The sequence below is a fragment of the Candidatus Kinetoplastibacterium galatii TCC219 genome (assembly GCF_000340905.1).
In the GTDB taxonomy this organism is placed as follows: Bacteria; Pseudomonadota; Gammaproteobacteria; order Burkholderiales; family Burkholderiaceae_B; genus Kinetoplastidibacterium; species Kinetoplastidibacterium galati.
On record NC_020284.1, the window covers coordinates 152,794 to 173,687 of the forward strand.

Sequence of the window (20,894 nt, forward strand, 5' to 3'; positions counted from 1 at the left end):
TATTGTTTCTTTTGTCTATTTATAAGAAACTACTTAATTAATAATTAATATAAGTTTTTTAGTTGTTTGATTCTATGAATTATTTGGCCCTAGCTAGAAAATGGCGTCCTAGGAAATTCGGTGATGTTATAGGACAAGATCATGTTGTTCATACCTTGATTAATTCTTTAGATACAAGACGCTTACATCATGCATGGCTATTCTCAGGTACCAGAGGTGTAGGGAAGACAACATTAGCCAGGATATTGGCAAAATCATTAAATTGTGAAAAAGGAATTACTTCTAAGCCATGTGGCATTTGTGTTTCCTGTATGGGAATTGATGAAGGTAATTCAGTAGACTATTTAGAGATTGATGCTGCATCAAATCGTGGTGTGGAAGATATGGCTGTTTTATTAGATCAAGTGACCTATTCCCCAGTCTTAGGAAGATATAAGGTTTATCTAATAGATGAGGTCCATATGCTTACTGGACATGCCTTCAATTCAATGCTGAAGACTTTAGAAGATCCTCCTGATCATGTTAAATTTATTTTAGCCACCACAGATCCTCAAAAAATACCTATAACGATAATCTCTCGTTGCATGCATTTTAGTTTAAGGCCAATGTCTACAAAAGTAATAGCTGGCTTATTAGAAAAAATATTGAATAATGAGTTAGTTCGTTATGATAGCTCTGCTCTCGCAATAATAGCTAGATTTGCTAAAGGATCAATGCGTGATGCTCTGTCTTTAACAGATCAGGCTATATCTTATAGTGACGGGCATATTACAGATAGATCTTTGATGTCTATGTTAGGATTGGTTGAAAAAGACCATTTAATTAAGATATTTGAGGCCTTAATAACCCATAATTCATCAGAAATAATAAAGTTAGCTAATGATATAGAAATTTCTGGTTTATCTTATGAGAATGTCTTATCTGAGTTTGCTCTTATGCTATCTCATTTAATGATAATAAAGGAGGTTCCTTCATTAGATGGCGATAACAGTTTTTTTGATATGGCGCAAATTAAGGAAATAGTCAGTCAAATTTCCTTTGATCTAATATCCTTATTATATTCAGTAACTTTGAATAGTATTGTTGAGTTGGAAAAATCTCCTGATAGTTATCATGGATTCATAGTTGTTTTATTTAGATTAATATCGCTAATTAGTAGTTCTAATATTAATGATGCCTATGGAGTTTTTAGCAACAATTCAGATAAATCTTGTTTGAGTATTAATAACAATGATTCGGATGTGAATAGTACTAACGAGTTAAATAATGATTCTTCTAATTCAGACATACCCAACGCTGAAGAATACATTTACAATACGGTAACTGATATCGGTAAAAAATTAGTATCGGAGTCTATTAAGAATGATGGTGCGGATTCTGTTAAGTTGCTAGAGACTATGTCGATCCATACCTGGGGTGATTTTGTTAATAAATTACCAGTATCTGGTCTTGCCGGAGAACTAGCTCGTCACAGTGAGTGGATTGATTTTGATGGAAGATCGATCTTTATTAGAGTAGCATCAAAAGCTTTGTTTGGTTATTCTACACAAAAGCGTCTCAAAACTATTCTATGCGAGTATTTAGGCATAGTTATTGATCTAGTAGTTACATTAGATGTTACAGGAGATAAAACAGCACACGCTATTTCTCATATGGAAGAGGAGTTGAAAAAGTCCAAATTAAAGGCAGTTGTTCATAATAATAAATTTATTAGAAGTATAATTAGTCTTTTGGATGGTGTGATTATGGAAGATACTATATGTTCTATAAATTATTAGTTTCTTTAACTTAATAAGGTATTTTATTTTTATGAAAAATCAAATTGCTGGTTTAATGCGTCAAGCGCAGCAAGTGCAGGAAAATATGAAAAAGATCCAAGAAACACTAGCTGATATCCAGGTTGAGGGATCTTCTGGCGGTGGCTTAGTAAGAGTTATCGTTACTTGTCGTCATGACGTGAAGAGCATTAAGATAGATGATAGTTTATTGTCTGACGATAAGGACATGTTGGAAGATTTAGTTGTAGCTGCTTTAAATGATGCTCTAAGAAAAGTAGATACTGTTTCTAAAGAAAAAGTGTCTACTGCAACATCAGGTTTTCCTCTTCCTGATGGAATGAAATTTCCTTTTTAAATTTATTAAATATGGACAAAAACTATCGTTTTGAGCCAGAACTAATGACCGATTTGATAAATTCTTTGAAACGTTTACCAGGCATAGGCATTAGATCTGCCCGCAGGATTGCATATCATTTGCTACAACATGATCTAAAAGGCGCTAGCATTTTAAGTAGTTCTTTGACTAAAGCTGTGGAAAATTTACGTAATTGCAAAGGTTGTAATGGATTCACTGAATATGATTTATGTTATATATGTTCAAACCAGCTTCGTGATAAAAAATTATTATGCATAGTTGAGACACCTACTGATCAAAATTCTTTAGAGTCGAGTCATAGTTATAAAGGATTATACTACATCTTAATGGGCAGAGTTTCTCCACTAGAAGGCATAGGTCCAAAAGAGTTGAGTTTCCATCGAGTTTTAGATAGAGCGCAAGATGGGATTGTTGAAGAAGTCATTATAGCCACTAGCTTTACGGCTGAAGGTGAAACAACGGCTCAATTTTTAATAGATATGTTTTCTAATAAAGATATAAAAACTACAAGATTGGCTAGAGGAGTGCCTGCTGGTAGTGAATTGGAGTATATAGATACTGGCACAATAGCTTGGGCTCTTTTAGAAAGAAAACAAGTTGGTTAAAAATTATTAATAACAAAACAAGTATGCATATATGTGCTTCTGGGGCTGTAATACTTGTTTTGTAGTTTGGTTTTGTTAAATCATGTTTGTTATTATCTGATCTAGCTTCATTGAGTCTAAAACGAATAATCGTATCCCTTCTGATAGTTTGTCGCTAGCCATAGCATCCTCATTCAACATGTATCTGAATTCGTGCTCTGGTAAATTATTTATATAACCATTATCTTCTTTACTAGTATTTTCAATTTTTAAATTAACGGGTACTTCTCCTTCTTGTGAGTTTAACTGTTTTAAGAGATCTGGGCTTATTGTGAGCAGATCACATCCAGACAACGATATTATTTGACCTATATTTCTAAAACTTGCTCCCATAATCTCAGTTTTTATATCAAAGGATTTGTAATAGTTATAAATTTTGGTTACGGATTGTACACCTGGATCATTCTTATTTGATCTTTCTGATTCCTTCCAATTAATATCATTTTTTTTATGCCAATCATAAATACGACCAACAAATGGAGAAATCAATGTTACATTAGCTTGTGCACAAGCTAATGCTTGCGCCATAGAAAATAGTAGAGTTAGATTGCAGTGAATTCCTTCTAATTCTAATACCTTTGCTGCTTGGATACCCTCCCAGGTTGATGCAATTTTTATTAGAACCCTTTCCCTTGGTATGTTAGATGATTCATATAATTGAATTAACAATCTTGCTTTCTCAATTGTAGCTATTGTATTAAAAGATAGCCGAGCATCCACTTCAGTAGAAACTCTACCAGGTACAATTTTTAGTATTTCTTTGCCAAATGCAACAGTTATCAAATCAGATATTGTGGATACTTCTTTGTTTTTATTTTTTTCTACTATATCTCTTAGAATATGCCTATATTCTTCTTTTTGTGCAGCTTTTAGTATAAGAGAAGGATTTGTTGTGGCTTCTTTAGGTTTTAAGGATTTTATGTTCTCGAAGTCTCCAGAATCAGCAACTATAATAGTGTGTTTTTGTATTGAATTAAGGTAAGTACTCATAATTTTATTGATAAATAATGATGTTAATGTAAAATGTATAATAATATAGTTGTATAAGAGTATTTTAAAGCACTGTGCATACGGTTTCAATGTACAGCAGTAATGATTGATTGTCGATACTAAAAAATAACAGGACTTATCGTGCTGTCTCAAATTTTTCAAAATACAAAAAAATTATCTCCAGCAGTGTTGGCTTTATCTTGTGGTCAGGTATTTAAAGGCAGATCCATAGGAGCGCCAGGCTATACTGTTGCCGAAATAGTGTTTAATACTTCCATGACCGGGTATCAAGAGATTATGACTGACTCTAGTTACAGAGGTCAAATAGTTACTCTTACATATCCTCACATAGGAAATACTGGTGTTAATGACGAGGACTTAGAGTCAAGTCGTATAAATATTTCAGGATTAGTTATTCGTAATTGTACGGATAGAATGTCTAATTTCAGGGCTACTCAATCGCTTCCTGATTATTTAATTAAGAATGGAGTGGTAGCGATTTCTGATATTGATACAAGAAAACTTACCAGAATCATCAGAGAAAATGGTTCTCAAGGTGCTTGTATAATGGTTGGTGAAGATGAAAATCGCGCATTGGAGTTAGCTAGGAATTTTGCTGGAATGTCAGGTAAAGACTTAGCAAAAGATGTATCCATAGATAAATCCGTAGATTGGAATGAAGGATTATGGTCCTTAGGTAATGGTTTTGCCAAGGGAAGTAATTTAAGATTTCATGTGGTTGCGTATGATTTTGGAATAAAAACTAACATATTGCGCTTATTAGTAGACCGAGGATGTCGTGTCACAATAGTTCCAGCAGAAACTTCTGCTGCCGATGTGATGAAGTTACGTCCTGATGGAGTTTTCCTCTCTAATGGACCAGGAGATCCTGAGCCTTGTACTTATGCTATTGAAGCTACCAGGTTTTTTTCTAGAAAAAAGATTCCTTTATTTGGGATATGTTTAGGCCATCAGATAATGGGATTAGCTGTAGGCGCTAAAACCATGAAAATGAAAACAGGTCATCATGGAGCTAATCACCCAGTTCAAGATCTAGAAAATAAGAGGGTTTTTATCACTAGTCAAAATCATGGTTTTGCAGTTGATCCAGCCTCATTGCCTGATAATGCCTACGTTACCCATGTATCTTTATTTGATGGTTCATTACAGGGTTTTGCCATGTCAGATCGTCCTGCATTTTGTTTTCAGGGACATCCTGAAGCTAGTCCTGGACCAGTAGATATTGCGATTTTATTTGATAAGTTTATTAGCCTTATGGGCTCAGGAAAATAAGGGTTGCATAATGCCAAAGCGTACAGACCTAAAAAGTATTCTAATTATTGGAGCAGGTCCAATTATTATAGGACAGGCTTGTGAGTTTGATTATTCTGGAGCACAAGCTTGTAAGGCTCTTAAATCTGAAGGATATCGCACTATTTTAGTTAATAGTAATCCTGCTACTATAATGACAGATCCAGAGACTGCCGATGTTACTTATATAGAGCCAATAATTTGGCAAGCAGTCGAAAAAATTATTGAAAAGGAAAAACCAGATGCTTTATTACCAACTATGGGTGGTCAAACAGCATTAAATTGTGCTTTAGATTTGGTGCGTCATGGTGTATTGGAAAAGCACAATATTGAGCTTATTGGTGCAAATGCTCATGCTATTGAGAAAGCAGAAGATCGTCAAAAATTCAAACAAGCAATGACTGACATAGGTCTTGAATCAGCTAGATCTGGTCTAGCTCATAGTATGGAAGAAGCATGGAGTGTTCAAAAAGGTATTGCTGCTTATAACGACTCTTTTGGTTTCCCTGTTGTTATTCGTCCAAGCTTCACTATGGGTGGATCCGGAGGTGGTATTGCATACAATTCTGATGAATTCGAAGATATATGTAAACGTGGATTAGAGGCTTCTCCTACTAGTGAACTATTGATTGAAGAATCCTTATTAGGATGGAAAGAGTTCGAAATGGAGGTTATTCGCGATAAGGCGGATAATTGTATAATTGTTTGCTCTATAGAAAATTTAGATCCAATGGGCGTTCATACAGGAGACTCGATTACTGTGGCTCCTGCACAGACATTGACAGATAAAGAATATCAGATAATGCGTAGCGCTTCTATTGCAGTGCTGCGTGAGATAGGTGTTGACACTGGTGGATCTAACGTTCAGTTTGCAGTTAATCCCGATAATGGAAGAATGGTCGTTATTGAGATGAATCCTCGAGTTTCTAGATCTTCAGCTTTAGCTTCTAAGGCTACTGGTTTTCCAATTGCTAAGGTTGCTGCATTACTTGCCGTAGGATTCACGCTTGATGAATTGAAAAATGATATTACTGGAAAATTAACTCCAGCCTCATTTGAGCCATCTATTGATTATGTTGTAACTAAAATTCCTCGTTTTGCTTTTGAGAAATTTCCGACAGCTGATTCTCGTTTGACAACACAGATGAAATCTGTTGGTGAGGTTATGGCAATAGGAAGGACATTTCAAGAGTCGTTTCAAAAAGCTTTGCGAGGACTAGAGGTTGGTGTCGACGGCCTGAATCAGAAGACATTGGATAGGGAAACCTTGCAAGTAGAACTAGGTGCTCCTGGACCAGAAAGAATATGGTATGTTGGGGATGCTTTTGCCAAAAAGTTCACTATTGATGAAGTTTATGCTCTAACTAAAATAGATGTTTGGTTTTTGTCTCAGATAAAAGAAATAGTTGATATTGAATTAGCTCTTGAGAAAAAAACTCTTTCTGATATAGACCATGATACTTTATTAGAATTAAAACGTCATGGTTTCTCAGATGCTCGTTTGGCATTTTTATTGGACTCTTCTGAGTTAGAGGTACGCAAGCTACGTCATAGCTTTAATATTAGACCTGTTTATAAACGTGTTGATACTTGTGCTGCAGAATTTCCAACTAATACAGCTTATATGTACTCAACATATGAGGAAGAATGTGAGTCTAATCCTTCTAATAAGAAGAAAATTATAATACTTGGTGGCGGTCCTAATAGAATAGGTCAAGGCATAGAGTTTGATTATTGTTGCGTTCACGCTTCACTAGCTCTTAGAGAGCATGGCTATGAAACTATAATGATAAACTGCAACCCAGAAACTGTTTCTACTGATTATGACACATCAGATAGACTATACTTTGAACCCTTGACATTAGAGGATGTGCTAGAGATAGTTTATAAAGAAAATCCTGTAGGTACGATTGTGCAATATGGGGGACAAACACCATTAAAATTAGCACGTGCTCTAGAAGCAAATGGAGTTCCAATAATAGGAACTAGTCCCGAAAGTATAGATATCGCAGAAGATCGTGAGCGTTTTCAGAAGTTGCTAGCGAAAATTGGTTTGCGTCAACCATCTAATCGTACGGCTCGTACAGAGGTAGAGGCTTTGTCCTTAGCTGCTGAAATTGGTTATCCTTTAGTAGTACGCCCTAGCTATGTGCTTGGTGGCAGAGCTATGGAGATAGTTCATGAGCAAAAAGATCTTGAAAGATACATGAGAGAAGCTGTAAAAGTTAGTAACGACTCTCCAGTATTATTAGATAGTTTTTTAAATAATGCTACTGAGGTTGATGTAGACTGCTTAGCTGATGGAGAAGATGTTTTTGTTGGTGGAGTTATGGAGCATATAGAGCAAGCTGGCGTCCATTCTGGAGATTCAGCTTGCAGTATACCACCTTATTCCCTATCTACTGATATAGTTGATGAGATAAAGCGTCAGACAAGGTTGATTGCTAAGTCTTTGAACGTTAAGGGTCTTATGAACACTCAATTTGCTGTTCAGGATGGTGATATATATGTTTTAGAGGTTAACCCTAGAGCTTCTCGTACTATCCCTTATGTTTCAAAAGCTACTGGATTGCAATTAGCGAAGGTAGCTGCATTGGTTATGGCTGGAGTTAGCTTAACATCTCAAAATGTTATTGAGGAAGTGAAATCATCTTATTTTTCTGTTAAGGAAGCTGTATTTCCATTTGTTAAGTTTCCTGGTGTAGATACAATACTTGGTCCAGAAATGAAATCTACTGGCGAGGTTATGGGTATTGGTAAGACTTTTGCTGAGGCGTTTGTTAAGGCTCAATTGGGAGCAGGTGTTCGTTTGCCTGAAACTGGAACGGTTTTTATTAGCGTCAAAGATCAAGACAAATTATTGGCAATAGATGTAGCAAAAGGATTACAATCATTAGGATTTCATTTAGTAGCTACTAAAGGAACTGCTGCCAGACTTATGTCTGCAGGAGTTAAGGTTAGGGAAGTAAATAAAGTTAATGAGGGCCGTCCGAACATAGTAGACATGATACGTAATGGTGAAATAGTTTTAGTTATCAATACAGTGGAAGAAAGACGTAATGCTATAGTGGATTCTAAAACTATCAGGGTGCAATCTTTGGCCAATCGTGTAGTATGTTTTACTACCATAGCTGGTGCTAGAGCTGCTGTTGATGGAATGCAGTATTTGCGTAATGAAGAGGGCTTGAAGGTTTACTCACTACAAGAAATACATGATTCTTTACGCAAGTGATTTTATATTAATTATTAGTATTTTTTAATATATTAGTTATAAGTTAGTTTTTCAAGCTTGCAATTATCTTATATATTATAGATAATTATAGGTTACTATACCCCGACTCATAAAGTCGGGGTTTTGTTTTATCAATCAACATATAAATATTAATTAACTTTTATTTAGTTGTTACTACTGTTTATTGTTTAGGAGAAAAAGTATGTCTTCTATTCCCCTAACTGTTAGAGGATCAAAGCGTTTAGGTGAGGAATTACACCATTTAAAAACTATAGAACGACCTAATATAATAGAAGCTATTGCAGAAGCTCGTTCGCATGGTGATTTATCAGAGAATGCTGAATATGATGCTGCTCGTGAGAGACAAGGGTTTATAGAAAATAGGATCGCTAAAATTGAAAATATTTTATTTAATGCTCAGATAATAGATCCATTATCTGTAGATAATGATGGCCGCATAGTTTTTGGTGCTACAGTTAGGCTGGAGGAATTAAACTCAGGTAATTTTTTTTCATATCAGATTGTTGGTGATATGGAAGCAGATATAAAATCTGGACTTATATCCATATCTAGCCCAATGGCACGAGCCATGATAGGAAAAGAAGAAGGGGATATTATTGAGGTGAAAGCTCCTTCAGGGAATTATGAATATGAGATTGTAAGCGTGTCTTATATTTGATCTCAAACATAAGATAAATTCTTAACCTTTTGAATATTATCTGCTTGAATATATTCTTTGGTTAAGAAATTTGCTTTATTTTTGATTTCTATTCTATATTTTCCCTATAGATAACTATTATCCTACCTATACTTTTAATTAGCGTACAATTAAGATCATTGCAAATTTTATTTATTATTTCCTCTCTTTCTATTTTTTCTTTTTTATTTATTTTTATTTTTATTAATTCATGTGCTTTTAATGCAACATCAATCTCCTTGTGAACTGGCAAAGTAAAACCTTTATAGCTAATTGTTACAATAGGTTTTAATTTATGTGAAGTGATTTTTAATTTATTGTGTTTTTGATTTTTTGTTTCTGTGTTTTTTGTGTTATACATATTTAAAATTTTATGAAATAATGGCCAATTATAAATCTTCAAAAAAATGGATCAATCAACATATAAATGATCCATATGTCAAATTAGCACAACAGAAAGGCTATCGCTCTAGAGCAGCCTTTAAATTGATAGAACTATTAGAGACAGAAAATTTATCGTTTCATAATGGGACCATAGTGGTAGATCTAGGAGCTTCTCCAGGAAGTTGGTCTCAAGTTATGCATGAGAGATTAAATAAGCCCAATAGTTCATTAAATAACCACATAATAGCACTTGACCTCTTGCCTATGGATCCAATTCCTGGTGTAGAGTTTATACAAGGTGATTTTCGTGATCAAGATATTATTGATAAATTAGAAAAAATATTATCAAATAGGTTGGTTGATATTGTAATTTCTGATATGGCCCCCAACCTATCAGGTATAAGAGATATTGATTCTGTGCGTATATGTCATGTATGTGAACTTGCTCTTGATTTTGCTGTTAAACATCTTAAGAAAAATGGTGTTATTATAACAAAGTCTTTTCATGGTAGTGGCTTTTCACAGATCGTTTATTTGTATAAAAAGTTTTTTAAAAGAGTTCTAGAATTTAAACCTAAGTCCTCAAGATATAAGTCATCAGAAACATTCCTGATAGCTCGTAACCTAAAGTAAACTTATTTTTAAGATTCATGAATTATGTTTAAATTACAATTTAATGTAATAAAATATACATGTTATTAATTTTTTATCTTTAAAAGCAGTGGCTTGTTCTTTTTAGAATTTAGAGGTTGAAATTAATAATTTTTTGACTATATCCAAATTATATAGTCTTGATAAAAATTGAAGGCGGGAGCTTAGCTTTGGATAGTTCTTTTTCAAAAATTGCTGTTTGGGTAGGGATTGCCCTGGCGCTTTTTAGCATATTTAAACATTTTGATGGAAGCAATAGATTTCAAGATCATTATACATATACACAATTTATGGATGATGTCAGAGATGGTCACATTAAGAGAGTAGAAGTTCAGGGTGATGTATTAAGGGTTTTGTCTGATAACAATCGTTTTTACTCATTAATATCACCAGGCGATTTATGGATGGTTTCTGATTTACTGAAACATGGAGTTCAAGTTATAGGAAAACCACGAGAAGAACCTTCATTTTTAGCCAATGTTTTTATATCATGGTTTCCTATGCTTCTTTTAATAGGTGTTTGGGTTTTTTTTATGAGGCAAATGCAAGGTGGAGGACGTGGAGGGGCTTTTAGTTTTGGTAAATCAAGAGCCAAGATGCTTGAGGAATCTAATAATAGGACAACATTCGCAGATGTTGCTGGATGCGATGAGGCTAAAGAAGATGTTCAAGAACTAGTAGACTTTTTAAGAGAACCATCAAGATTTCAGAAACTTGGAGGTAGAATACCTAGAGGCGTATTAATGGTTGGTTCACCAGGAACAGGGAAGACTTTATTGGCTAGAGCCGTTGCTGGGGAAGCTAATGTTCCTTTCTTTAGTATTTCTGGATCAGATTTTGTTGAAATGTTTGTTGGGGTTGGGGCTTCTCGTGTGAGAGATATGTTTGAGAATGCTAAGAAAAATTCACCTTGTATTATTTTTATAGACGAGATAGATGCTGTTGGACGTCAGCGTGGTGCTGGAGTTGGTGGGGGAAACGATGAGCGTGAACAAACTTTAAATCAAATGTTAGTTGAGATGGATGGATTTGAAGCTGGTCAAGGTGTTGTTGTAATAGCTGCTACAAATAGGCCAGACATACTAGATCCTGCTTTATTGCGCCCTGGGCGTTTTGACCGCCAAGTTGTGGTTTCATTACCTGATATAAAAGGTCGTGAACAAATACTTAATGTTCATATGCGCAAAGTACCATTATCAGATAATGTTAGTTCTAATATATTAGCTAGAGGAACTCCTGGATTTTCTGGAGCTGACCTTGCTAATTTAGTAAATGAGGCTGCTTTATTTGCAGCTAGACGTAATGGTCGTGTTGTTGATATGTCTGATTTCGAGAAAGCTAAGGATAAATTAGTTATGGGGGCAGAGAGGCGATCAGTAGTTATGCCTGAGGAAGAAAGGCGTAATACTGCATATCATGAGTCTGGTCATGCTGTTGTAGCAAAAATGTTACCTAAAACAGACCCGGTTCATAAGGTAACTATAGTGCCTAGGGGCATGGCTCTTGGAGTAACTATGCAATTGCCTGAGAAGGACAGATATAGCATGGATAGAGAAAGATTATTGAATATGATTGCTGTTCTTTTTGGTGGTAGAATCGCAGAAGAAATATTCATGAATCAAATGACTACTGGCGCCTCTAATGATTTTGAAAGGGCTACTAATATTGCTAGAGACATAGTAACCAGATACGGCATGACAAAAGAACTCGGTCCTATGGTTTATGCAGAAAATGAAAATGAAGTTTTTCTGGGAAGAAGTGTGACTAAGACTATACATATGTCTGAAGCAACCATGCAAAAAGTTGATTCTGAGATAAGGAGAATTATTGATGAGCAATATTCTGTTGCTCGTAATATTATAGAATCTAACAAAGATATTATAGAGAATATGGCCGAAAGTTTACTAGAATATGAGACTATTGATTCTGATCAAATAGAGAATATAGTTTCTAGAAATTTTCAAAGAAAAGATTAAATATTGATAGAGAAATGGTAAATTATTAGTTATGGATAAAAAATTTCAATGTGGTCGTTTTGAGTTTTCCTTAAATCGGCCAATTGTTATGGGAATAATTAATGTTACTCCTGATTCATTTTCAGATGGAGGAGCCTATTCCTCAATTGATGCTGCCATAGAACACGCATATAAAATGATTGATGACGGTGTTGACATTCTAGATATAGGTGGAGAATCTAGCCGTCCTGGTTCTGATAGAGTATCTACTTCTGAAGAATTAAAGCGCTTATTGCCATTGATCGAGTCATTAAAGGATTGTGGCGTTCCTTTGTCTGTAGATACTTATAAACCAGATGTTATGAAGTCTGTAATTGACATGAATGTAGACATGATAAATGATATTTGTGGTTTTACTTTGCCTGGATCATTGGAAACAGTATCATCATCAAATTGTGGGCTATGTGTCATGTACATGAATGGTGATATCAATAATATGCATAATTGCTTTCCTGATATGAATGTTGTTAGAGAGGCTAATATTTTCTTTACGAAACAGCTGAATAGGCTTTTAAAATACAACTCTAACATTAAAGATAGAATAGTATTGGATCCTGGTTTGGGTTTTGGTAAAACCATAGAGCAAAATTACTATTTAATCAATCAGCTTGAGAAATTAAAAGTGTTTTCCTGTCCGTTAATGATTGGAGCCTCAAGGAAATCCATGATTGGTAAATTAGTTGATCGATCAGTATCCGAGCGATTGTGTGCTAGTGTATCTTGTGCCTTAATTTCAGTTATGTATGGGGCAAATATAGTCAGAGTTCATGATGTGGCAGAGACAGTTGATTCACTAAAGATTCTCAACGCTATAAAACAAGGTTCATATACCCATGAAGCAGGATAGAAAATATTTTGGTACAGATGGGATTCGTGGAATAATTGGCAGTTGTAATATGAATCATGATTTTCTTTTTAGGGTGGGATACGCAGCAGGAATCTTTTTCTCAGAAAAAATAAAAAATAAAGAATGTTTTATAGTAATAGGGATGGATACTAGGTCTTCAGGACCTATGTTATCCTCAGCTGTTAAAACTGGTTTACTTGCAGCTGGTGTAAATATACTTGATGTTTGTTCAGATGCTATTCCCACTCCAGCCATAGCATATTTAGTAAAGCATTTTGATGCTGACGGAGGCATCATGGTTAGTGCCTCTCATAATCCTTATAATTATAATGGAGTAAAATTTTTCTCTTCTCATGGAACTAAATTATCAGAAAAAGATGAATCTAATATAGAGCTATACATAGAAAAACAAACTATTTACTCAGATAGAAGAAAATTTGGAAGAATAGATTTTATTCAAAACGCATGTGATATTTATCTTGATTTTTGTAAGAGTACTTTTATAAATGATATTAATCTTAATGGATTTAAGATAGTAATAGATTCTGCAAATGGTGCAGCTTACAAGATTGCTCCACGTCTTTTTACGGAGTTAGGTGCTTCAGTTTTTATGGTGGGATCTAAACCAAATGGGATTAATATTAATGATAATGTTGGGTCTTCTTTTCCAGAATTGTTAATAAAAGAAGTTAAAAGAACTAAATCGCATTTGGGTATAGCTTTTGATGGCGATGCTGATCGTGTACAAATGGTGGACCATAATGGTAATATTTTCAATGGTGATGAGTTATTGTATGTCATAATCAAAGATAGGCTAAGATCTGATAAGATTAAAGGAGTTGTCGGGACTCATATGACAAACTATGGTTTTGAGTTGGCAATGAGTAGGCTAGGAATTGGATTTGATCGAGCGAATATCGGAGATAGATGTGTATATGAACAAATGCGCAAGAGAGGATGGCTATATGGAGGAGAAAGCTCAGGGCATTTATTGTGCTTAGATCGTCATACAACAGGTGATGGAATTATTGCTGCCGTACAAGTTTTATCAGCCATGGTTAGTTTTAGAACAAAGAATCTATCATATTTGTTGAAAGATATTAATATGTATCCTCAGGTTATTAACAACATCAATTGGGACGTGAGAAAGGATTGGAAAGATTGCAGAAGTCTAGTATCTGCTTATCTCAGAGCTAAGAATTTACTGTCTGGGAATGGAAGGGTATTAATCAGAAAATCAGGAACAGAGGCAGTTCTAAGAATAATGGTGGAAGCTAAAAGTTTTGATATAGCCAAAAAATATAGTAAAGATATTATGTCTAGTGTTCATATTTAGAAAATATCTATTTTGCTTTTTATGGTTTTTCTCTTATTGTTATTCTAACTCTTTAAATATTATAAAAACATATTAACGATGAGTTTTTATATATGAATAGAAAAAACTTTAGCTTAAAATCTTCACTATTGGATCGAGAATTATCTTTTCTAAAATTTAATGAGCGTGTTCTTTACCTTGTAGAAGATCCTAAAATTCCTTTGTTAGAGAGACTAAAGTATATATGTATAGTAAGTTTGAATATTGACGAGTTTTTTGAGGTGCGTGTATCTAATTTTAAAAATCTTTATACTAGCGTGTATTCTAGAAGTTTTCAAAAACTATATTTGGAGATACGTTCTATAGTTCAAAAACAGTATGTTTTGTTTTATAAAGTTTTGTTACCTGTATTACAATCAAAAGATATAAAAATAATTGATATTTATAGGCTAAACAGAGAGCAATTTGAATGGGCGAAAAATTTATTTATTAACGACATAAAAAAATTACTTTCCCCTGTTCTAATGGAGGATAATCATCCATTCCCAAATTTTCCAAATAAATGTCTAGTTTTCATAGTAAATTTAGCTAAAAGAGATTCATTGTTCAATAAGCACATAGCTTTAGTACAAGTTCCTTCAGTTTTGCCGAGATTAATAAAAATTCCTGATGTTTTATCAGAATATAAATACAGTTATATTTTATTAACTTCTTTATTAATAACATTTATTGAATACTTATTTCCTTCGTATAAGTTGTATAGATGTGATCAATTTAGAATTACACGAAACAGCAACTTGTTTTTAAAAGAAAATATTGTTGATATAAGAGAATATGTACAAAGAAGTTTATTACTGCGAGATTTAGGATCTCCTGTCAGATTGGAAATTAATTCTCAAGCTTCATCGCAATTAGAGTTATTTTTACAAAAGAAATTTTCTTTAAGCAGATACGATACTTACAGAATTCAAGGAACTTTGGATTTATCTACTTTCATCTATATCTATAATAGTGTTGATTTACCTAATTTGAAATTCCCAATAAATAAATCATCATTACCAATTTCTTTAAATTATCAAAAATCAACATCATCATGTTTTTTTAGGTATTTAAAACATAGAGATATTCTTTTGCATCATCCTTATCAATCATTTCGATTAGTCATTAATTTTTTAATGGCTGCTGCAATTGATCCTTGTGTTGTAGCCATAAAACAAACAATTTACCGTACTGGTGACAATTCGGAGCTTATGAAAATATTATTAATAGCTGCAAAAATGGGTAAAAAGGTAACTGTAGTATTGGAATTAATGGCTCGTTTTGATGAACAAACAAATATAAATTGGTCTTTTGAACTTGAAAAATTTGGAGTTGATGTTTTGTATGGTGTGTTACCGTATAAAACTCATGCAAAAATGGCACTTATATTACGTCAAGAAGAAGATGGTGTAAAGAAGTATGTGCATCTTAGTACTGGTAATTATCACCAGAGTACTGCAGACTACTATACTGATTTTGGATTACTAACATCTGAACCAAAATTATGTGACGATATAGATAAATTATTCCTAAAACTAACGGGATCAAGGACATATGCTGCTATGGATGTCCTTTTATATTCTCCATTAACTTTGTATGATAATTTAATATCTATGGTTAGAGAAGAATCTCTATATGCCTGCAATGGAAAAAAATCTATTATAATGGCAAAAATGAATGCTCTTGTAGACCCAAATATCATTAATGAGTTATATAGAGCTAGCTGTTATGGGGTTAAGATCTATTTGATAGTTAGGGGAGTTTGTACTTTAAGATCAGGTGTTGCAAATTTGTCTGAAAATATAGTAGTTAGGTCTATAGTTGGAAGGTTCCTAGAACACTCAAGAGCCTTCTATTTTTACTCAAATGGCCAAGAAAAAGTTTATCTTTCTTCAGCTGATTGGATGGGGCGTAATTTTTTTAAGAGACTCGAGATTGCATTTCCAGTACAAAACGAAGATATTAAACAACGAATTATTAGAGAAGCATTTTTATTGCCATTAATGGATAATCAATTTTCTTGGGATAAAAGAGATTATGATTATAATAAAATCAGATCTAATTCTACTGAAAGGATATTCAGTGTGCAGGATTTTCTTATGAGGGAATATGGAAGTTGGCTAATAAGATAATTTTTTCTAAAAACAACTTTATGTTTATAATTTTGGATTATATACTATTCACAATTGCAATTAATATGGTAGAATTAAACAATTATGATTTTTCGGGGTGTGGCGCAGTCTGGTAGCGCATCTGCTTTGGGAGCAGAGGGTCGTGAGTTCGAATCCCACCGCCCCGACCATTTTTTGTATCTTACTATTTGTTTCATGAGTAGATGTTGTATTTCTTGATTAATAAACTTAACAACTTTTAGTATGGGATTAGTCTTTTAATAAACTAATTATTTGAAAGATTGCTTAAGCTTATTTGAGTTTTTCGAACTTGATTTATTAATTTAGTTCTTTACAAATTTCTAGTGCGGCAGTAGCTCAGTAGGATAGAGCACGAGCCTTCTAAGCTCGGGGTCGGGGGTTCGAATCCCTCCTGCCGCGCCATTTATTAACTTCTCATGTTTCCATAAAAATTAAAATGTGGTAATATCTCCCTTATGTATATAATGGTGGCTGTAGCTCAGTTGGTAGAGTCCCGGATTGTGATTCCGGTTGTCGTGGGTTCGAGCCCCATCGGCCACCCCATTTTATTACTATTACTACATTCCTATGTATTAATAGAGGTTATAGTAGCTGATCATAACTACAATATTTTTCATTAGCAGTGTTTTGGAGCCCTATCTATGGCATCTCCTGTGAGTTGTTCTTTTGGGGGCAGTATAGTTGCCCTAGTTACCCCAATGTTTCCTGATGGCAGTTTTGATTATCAGGCTTATCGTTCCTTAATTGATTGGCATATATCTGAAGGAACAAATGCTCTAGTAGTAGTTGGTACTACAGGTGAATCTCCATCTGTTTCTTTGGAAGAGCATGCTAATTTAATACGCGTTGCTGTGGAGCATTCTGATGGACGTATTCCTGTAATAGCAGGAGTTGGAGCTAATTCTACAAGTGAAGCGGTGTATCTAACAAAACATGCCAAATCTGTTGGAGCACATGCTGGTTTATCTGTAGTCCCTTATTATAACAAACCTTCCCAGGAGGGAATGTATCGTCATTTTAAGGCTATTTCTGAAGCTACTGATTTACCCATAATTCTATACAATGTTCCTGGACGTACTGTTGCTGATATAAGTAATGATACAGTATTACGTTTGTCTGAAGTTCCTGGAATTATAGGTATAAAGGATGCTACTGGTGATATTCCTAGAGGTGTACTCTTAATGAAGGATGTGCCTTCTAATTTTCAGGTTTTTAGTGGAGATGATCCAACTGCAGCGGCTCTTATTATGTTAGGAGCAAGTGGCAATATTTCTGTTACAGCTAATATAGCACCTCGTTTAGTGCGTGATTTATGTGATGCAGCAATATCAGGCGATGTTTCAAAAGTACGAGAATTAAATTTTAGATTAGCTTCATTAAACAAAGCATTGTTTATAGAGGCTAATCCTATACCAGTAAAATGGGCTCTTAGTAAACTAAACAGATCTCAATTAGGATACAGGTTGCCATTGGTAGAGATTGGTGAAAACAATAAAGAAATTGTTATTAAAGCAATGAGAGAAGTCGGCTTGATTTAGTTATAAAGTGAGATCATTCACTCCTAACGGGGTTTATGATCTTTTCTTTATTATTCTAATTTATTTACTAAATCTCTTATTTCATATAATTTATTTATAGCCTCAATAGGGGTTATAGCGTCCACATTGATAGATTTGATTTCTCTGTAAATGTTCTCCTCCGCAGCTTTATTTTTGTATTGTGATCTGTTTTCAGATATACAGGTTTTTGTATTTATCGTGTCTATATTATTTAATTTTTCCCTTGCATTCTCTATTACCTTAATAGGTATTCCCGCTTTTCGTGCTACTTGTATCCCATAACTTTGATTGGCTGGACCTAGTTTAACTTCATGTAAAAATACTATGTCATCACCAGAGTCTATGGCAGATAAATGTACATTAATAGCATTTTGTGATTCGCAAGGTATTTGTGTTAGTTCGAAGTAATGGGTAGCAAATAAAGTTAGTGATCTATTAAAATTGATCATTCTTTCTGCTATAGACCATGCTAAACACATTCCGTCATTGGTAGATGTTCCTCTTCCTATTTCATCAATTAGTACTAAGCTTCTGTTGGTGCTTGCTGACAATATAGCAGCTGTTTCTATCATTTCTACCATAAAGGTAGACTTGCCTCCAGAAATATCATCTGATGCTCCAATTCTTGTAAAAATTCTGTCTATATTACCAATTGTTGCTTTTTTAGTTGGCACAAAAGACCCTATTTTTGCTAATAATGTTATTAGTGCTACTTGTCTCATATAAGTAGATTTGCCACCCATATTAGGGCCAGTAATAACAATCATTCTTTTTTCATCGTTTAGAATACAATCATTAGGGGTAAATATTTTGGTATTAACCTCAACCACTGGATGTCTACCATTATCAATTATTATTTCTGTTTTATCGCTAATAATCGGAGGCACCCAACTATTTATATATGAATGTTCGGCCAAACTTATCAAGACATCCAACTCAGATAATGATTTAGCGCATAAAGATATTTCTTTTATTTTGTTCATAAGGTACTGTAGAACAGTATCATATAGAAATTTTTCACGAGATATTGCTTTTTCTTTAGAAGAAAGAATGCGTTCTTCCCATTGTTTTAACTCCGGTATTGTAAAGCGTTCAGTACTTTTTAGAGTTTGTAGACGCCTGTATGTACTAGGAACCTTGTTGAGTTGACTTTTTGTTATTTCAATATAAAAACCAAAGATCTTACTAAAAGATATTCTTAAATTATTTACCCCGGTTTTTGCTTTCTCTGCTTCTTCTAGTTTTTTTATAAAATTACTATTATTATCGGATATACTTCGTAGTTCATCTAATTCTTTGTCGAATCCATAGGCTATTACTCCTCCATCTTTTAGAGACACAGGAGGATCTTCAGATATAGACATATTAAGAAATTCTGATATGCCCGGATCTATTAATATGGATTCATTAATATTTTCTATTAATTCTGATTCTTTTATTAGTTTTATGTAACTATATAAATCAGGCAATAACTTCATAGAACTCTTAAGATTAGCTATTTCACGCGGTCTGATGTATTTTAATGCTATTCTAGATAACATTCTCTCTATGTCTGGTATTTGTTTTAATTTAGATTTAATTAAATCTAAATTATTTATTTTTATGTCAGTTTTATAGAAAAAATAATTTATCAGCGATGATATTGCGTTTTGCCGCAAAAGAATAGTAGAAGTAATTTGTGTGGGATTGTTTAACCATTTTCTTAGTAATCTACTACCCATTTGTGTGCAACATCTATCTAAAATAGAGAAAAGAGTTGGGCTATCATCTCCATTTATAGTTTTGTTGATCTCTAAGTTTTTTCTGGTTATTGAATCTAAAAATACTAATTGATCAGTCCTTTCAATATATATATTTTGGATATGCGAGAGTTCTTTAGACTGTGATCGGCTAGCGTATCTAATTAATGCTCCAGCCGCTCCTATATTCTGGTGATTGCCATCCAATCCAAAGCTAGAAAGAGAGTCTATTCTAAAATGTTCTAGTAAATAGCTGATAGCATTTTCATATTCGAAATGCCATTCTGGGACTGGAGTATATTTTGCAGTAAAATCATATTGCCTTGTATTAATGTCTGTAGTTTCTGAAAATATTATTTCTGCTGGTGACAGTCTATGTAATTCTGAATTAATATTTTCTTCTGTAGAATGGGCTACTATCTTGAAGTCTCCATTAGCTAAATTCAAGTAAGCTATGCCAGTTTTACCATCTTTTGTTGTATTAATTGCAACTAAAGCACGGTCTGATTTTAGAGGAAGCAATGAATCCTCTATGATTGTGCCTGGTGTAATTACTCTAACTATTTTTCTTTCAACTAAATTATTTTTGATGTTTGAAAAATTTTCATTTATTTGCTCACTGATAGCTATTGATTCCCCATGCTCTAGTAATCTTGATAAGTATTGCTCTAGAGAGCTGGCTGGTATACCAGCCATTGGTATTGGAATTCCATTTGCAAACCCTCTTTTTGTAAGGGTTAGGTTTAGTAGACGAGAAGCTTTTTCTGCATCATCATAAAATAATTCATAAAAATCGCCTAATCTAAACAGTAGCAGCATGGATCCAGCTTCTTTTTTTAATGATATGTATTGTTGCATCAAAGGGGTAAGCCCTTCTTTAGAAACTGGTATTTTGTAATGTGATGATGTTTCCATGAAGAATTTTATATTTAATCTTGTTAGTAACTTAAAGGATATAATCTTTTTAATAAAATATTTATAAAAATAGATCAATGTAAATTGTATTGCTATATTGATTTCTTAAATAACGTAATTATTTTGCCTATTATACTTATATATCAATATATAATTTATTGTAAACGAATAAAAATTAACTTTTATAATTTAGTATTTAATTTTTTGTTTATTTCATGAGATATAATTAAAATGGTTAGAATTCTAGAA

At 33.6% G+C, this 20,894-nt stretch carries 15 protein-coding genes and 3 tRNA genes; 15 read left to right on the forward strand and 3 right to left on the reverse strand.

The genetic code is table 11. The features are described from left to right. The first annotated feature begins 74 nt into the window (after positions 1–74). The 3 genes from dnaX to recR are packed head-to-tail and all read left to right on the forward strand — an operon-like array spanning position 75 to position 2,759. Positions 75–1,778, forward strand: coding sequence for a DNA polymerase III subunit gamma/tau (gene dnaX / locus ST1E_RS00725; protein WP_015389343.1), 1,704 nt, complete (start codon positions 75–77; stop codon positions 1,776–1,778). A 31-nt stretch (positions 1,779–1,809) separates the two neighbouring features. After that, entirely contained in the window at positions 1,810–2,133 is a 324-nt protein-coding gene (locus ST1E_RS00730; RefSeq protein ID WP_015389344.1) for a YbaB/EbfC family nucleoid-associated protein, read from the forward strand. 11 nt (positions 2,134–2,144) lie between these two features. Next, on the forward strand, positions 2,145–2,759 hold the full coding sequence (recR, locus tag ST1E_RS00735; RefSeq protein WP_015389345.1) for a recombination mediator RecR: 615 nt from the start codon (positions 2,145–2,147) through the stop codon (positions 2,757–2,759). A gap of 75 nt (positions 2,760–2,834) precedes the next feature. Here the strand turns inward: recR and tal are convergent, their stop codons facing one another. Next, entirely contained in the window at positions 2,835–3,788 is a 954-nt protein-coding gene (gene tal / locus ST1E_RS00740; RefSeq protein WP_015389346.1) for a transaldolase, read from the reverse strand. A 141-nt stretch (positions 3,789–3,929) separates the two neighbouring features. Between tal and carA the strand changes: the two genes are divergently transcribed. The 3 genes from carA to greA all read left to right on the forward strand — a co-directional run bounded on the left by carA (position 3,930) and on the right by greA (position 9,010). Further along, positions 3,930–5,081, forward strand: coding sequence for a glutamine-hydrolyzing carbamoyl-phosphate synthase small subunit (gene carA, locus ST1E_RS00745; RefSeq protein WP_015389347.1), 1,152 nt, complete (start codon positions 3,930–3,932; stop codon positions 5,079–5,081). A 10-nt stretch (positions 5,082–5,091) separates the two neighbouring features. Beyond that, positions 5,092–8,331, forward strand: coding sequence for a carbamoyl-phosphate synthase large subunit (gene carB / locus ST1E_RS00750; RefSeq protein ID WP_015389348.1), 3,240 nt, complete (start codon positions 5,092–5,094; stop codon positions 8,329–8,331). Between the two features lie 202 nt (positions 8,332–8,533). Then, the gene (greA, locus tag ST1E_RS00755; protein ID WP_015389349.1) at positions 8,534–9,010 is read left to right on the forward strand and encodes a transcription elongation factor GreA; all 477 of its coding nucleotides are present in this window, start codon (positions 8,534–8,536) and stop codon (positions 9,008–9,010) included. 88 nt (positions 9,011–9,098) lie between these two features. Here the strand turns inward: greA and ST1E_RS00760 are convergent, their stop codons facing one another. Continuing rightward, positions 9,099–9,389, reverse strand: a complete 291-nt coding sequence (locus ST1E_RS00760) for a YhbY family RNA-binding protein (RefSeq protein WP_015389350.1) — start codon at positions 9,387–9,389, stop codon at positions 9,099–9,101. 20 nt (positions 9,390–9,409) lie between these two features. Here ST1E_RS00760 and ST1E_RS00765 point away from each other — a divergent pair, with 20 nt between their 5' ends. From ST1E_RS00765 to dapA, 9 genes are all read left to right on the forward strand, one after another. Beyond that, positions 9,410–10,045 (forward strand): RlmE family RNA methyltransferase, encoded by a 636-nt coding sequence (locus tag ST1E_RS00765; protein WP_015389351.1) that lies wholly within the window; start codon positions 9,410–9,412, stop codon positions 10,043–10,045. A gap of 188 nt (positions 10,046–10,233) precedes the next feature. After that, complete coding sequence (ftsH, locus tag ST1E_RS00770) at positions 10,234–12,039, forward strand: ATP-dependent zinc metalloprotease FtsH (RefSeq protein WP_148283606.1); 1,806 nt, start codon at positions 10,234–10,236, stop codon at positions 12,037–12,039. A gap of 31 nt (positions 12,040–12,070) precedes the next feature. After that, positions 12,071–12,925 carry a dihydropteroate synthase gene (gene folP, locus ST1E_RS00775; protein WP_015389353.1) on the forward strand — a complete coding sequence of 285 codons (855 nt, stop codon included), beginning with the start codon at positions 12,071–12,073 and terminating at the stop codon, positions 12,923–12,925. Further along, the gene (gene glmM / locus ST1E_RS00780; RefSeq protein ID WP_015389354.1) at positions 12,912–14,261 is read left to right on the forward strand and encodes a phosphoglucosamine mutase; all 1,350 of its coding nucleotides are present in this window, start codon (positions 12,912–12,914) and stop codon (positions 14,259–14,261) included. Before folP ends, glmM begins: the two co-directional genes overlap by 14 nt. Positions 14,262–14,353: 92 nt before the next feature. Next, positions 14,354–16,411: a polyphosphate kinase 1 gene (gene ppk1, locus ST1E_RS00785; protein WP_015389355.1), complete on the forward strand. Its 2,058-nt coding sequence runs from the start codon at positions 14,354–14,356 to the stop codon at positions 16,409–16,411. Between the two features lie 93 nt (positions 16,412–16,504). Next, a tRNA-Pro gene (locus ST1E_RS00790) sits at positions 16,505–16,581 on the forward strand. Between the two features lie 176 nt (positions 16,582–16,757). Beyond that, positions 16,758–16,834 (forward strand) — tRNA-Arg (locus ST1E_RS00795). 65 nt (positions 16,835–16,899) lie between these two features. Continuing rightward, a tRNA-His gene (locus ST1E_RS00800) sits at positions 16,900–16,975 on the forward strand. A gap of 98 nt (positions 16,976–17,073) precedes the next feature. Continuing rightward, complete coding sequence (gene dapA / locus ST1E_RS00805) at positions 17,074–17,970, forward strand: 4-hydroxy-tetrahydrodipicolinate synthase (protein ID WP_015389356.1); 897 nt, start codon at positions 17,074–17,076, stop codon at positions 17,968–17,970. 50 nt (positions 17,971–18,020) lie between these two features. Here the strand turns inward: dapA and mutS are convergent, their stop codons facing one another. Continuing rightward, on the reverse strand, positions 18,021–20,645 hold the full coding sequence (mutS, locus tag ST1E_RS00810; RefSeq protein WP_015389357.1) for a DNA mismatch repair protein MutS: 2,625 nt from the start codon (positions 20,643–20,645) through the stop codon (positions 18,021–18,023). Positions 20,646–20,894 lie beyond the last annotated feature (249 nt).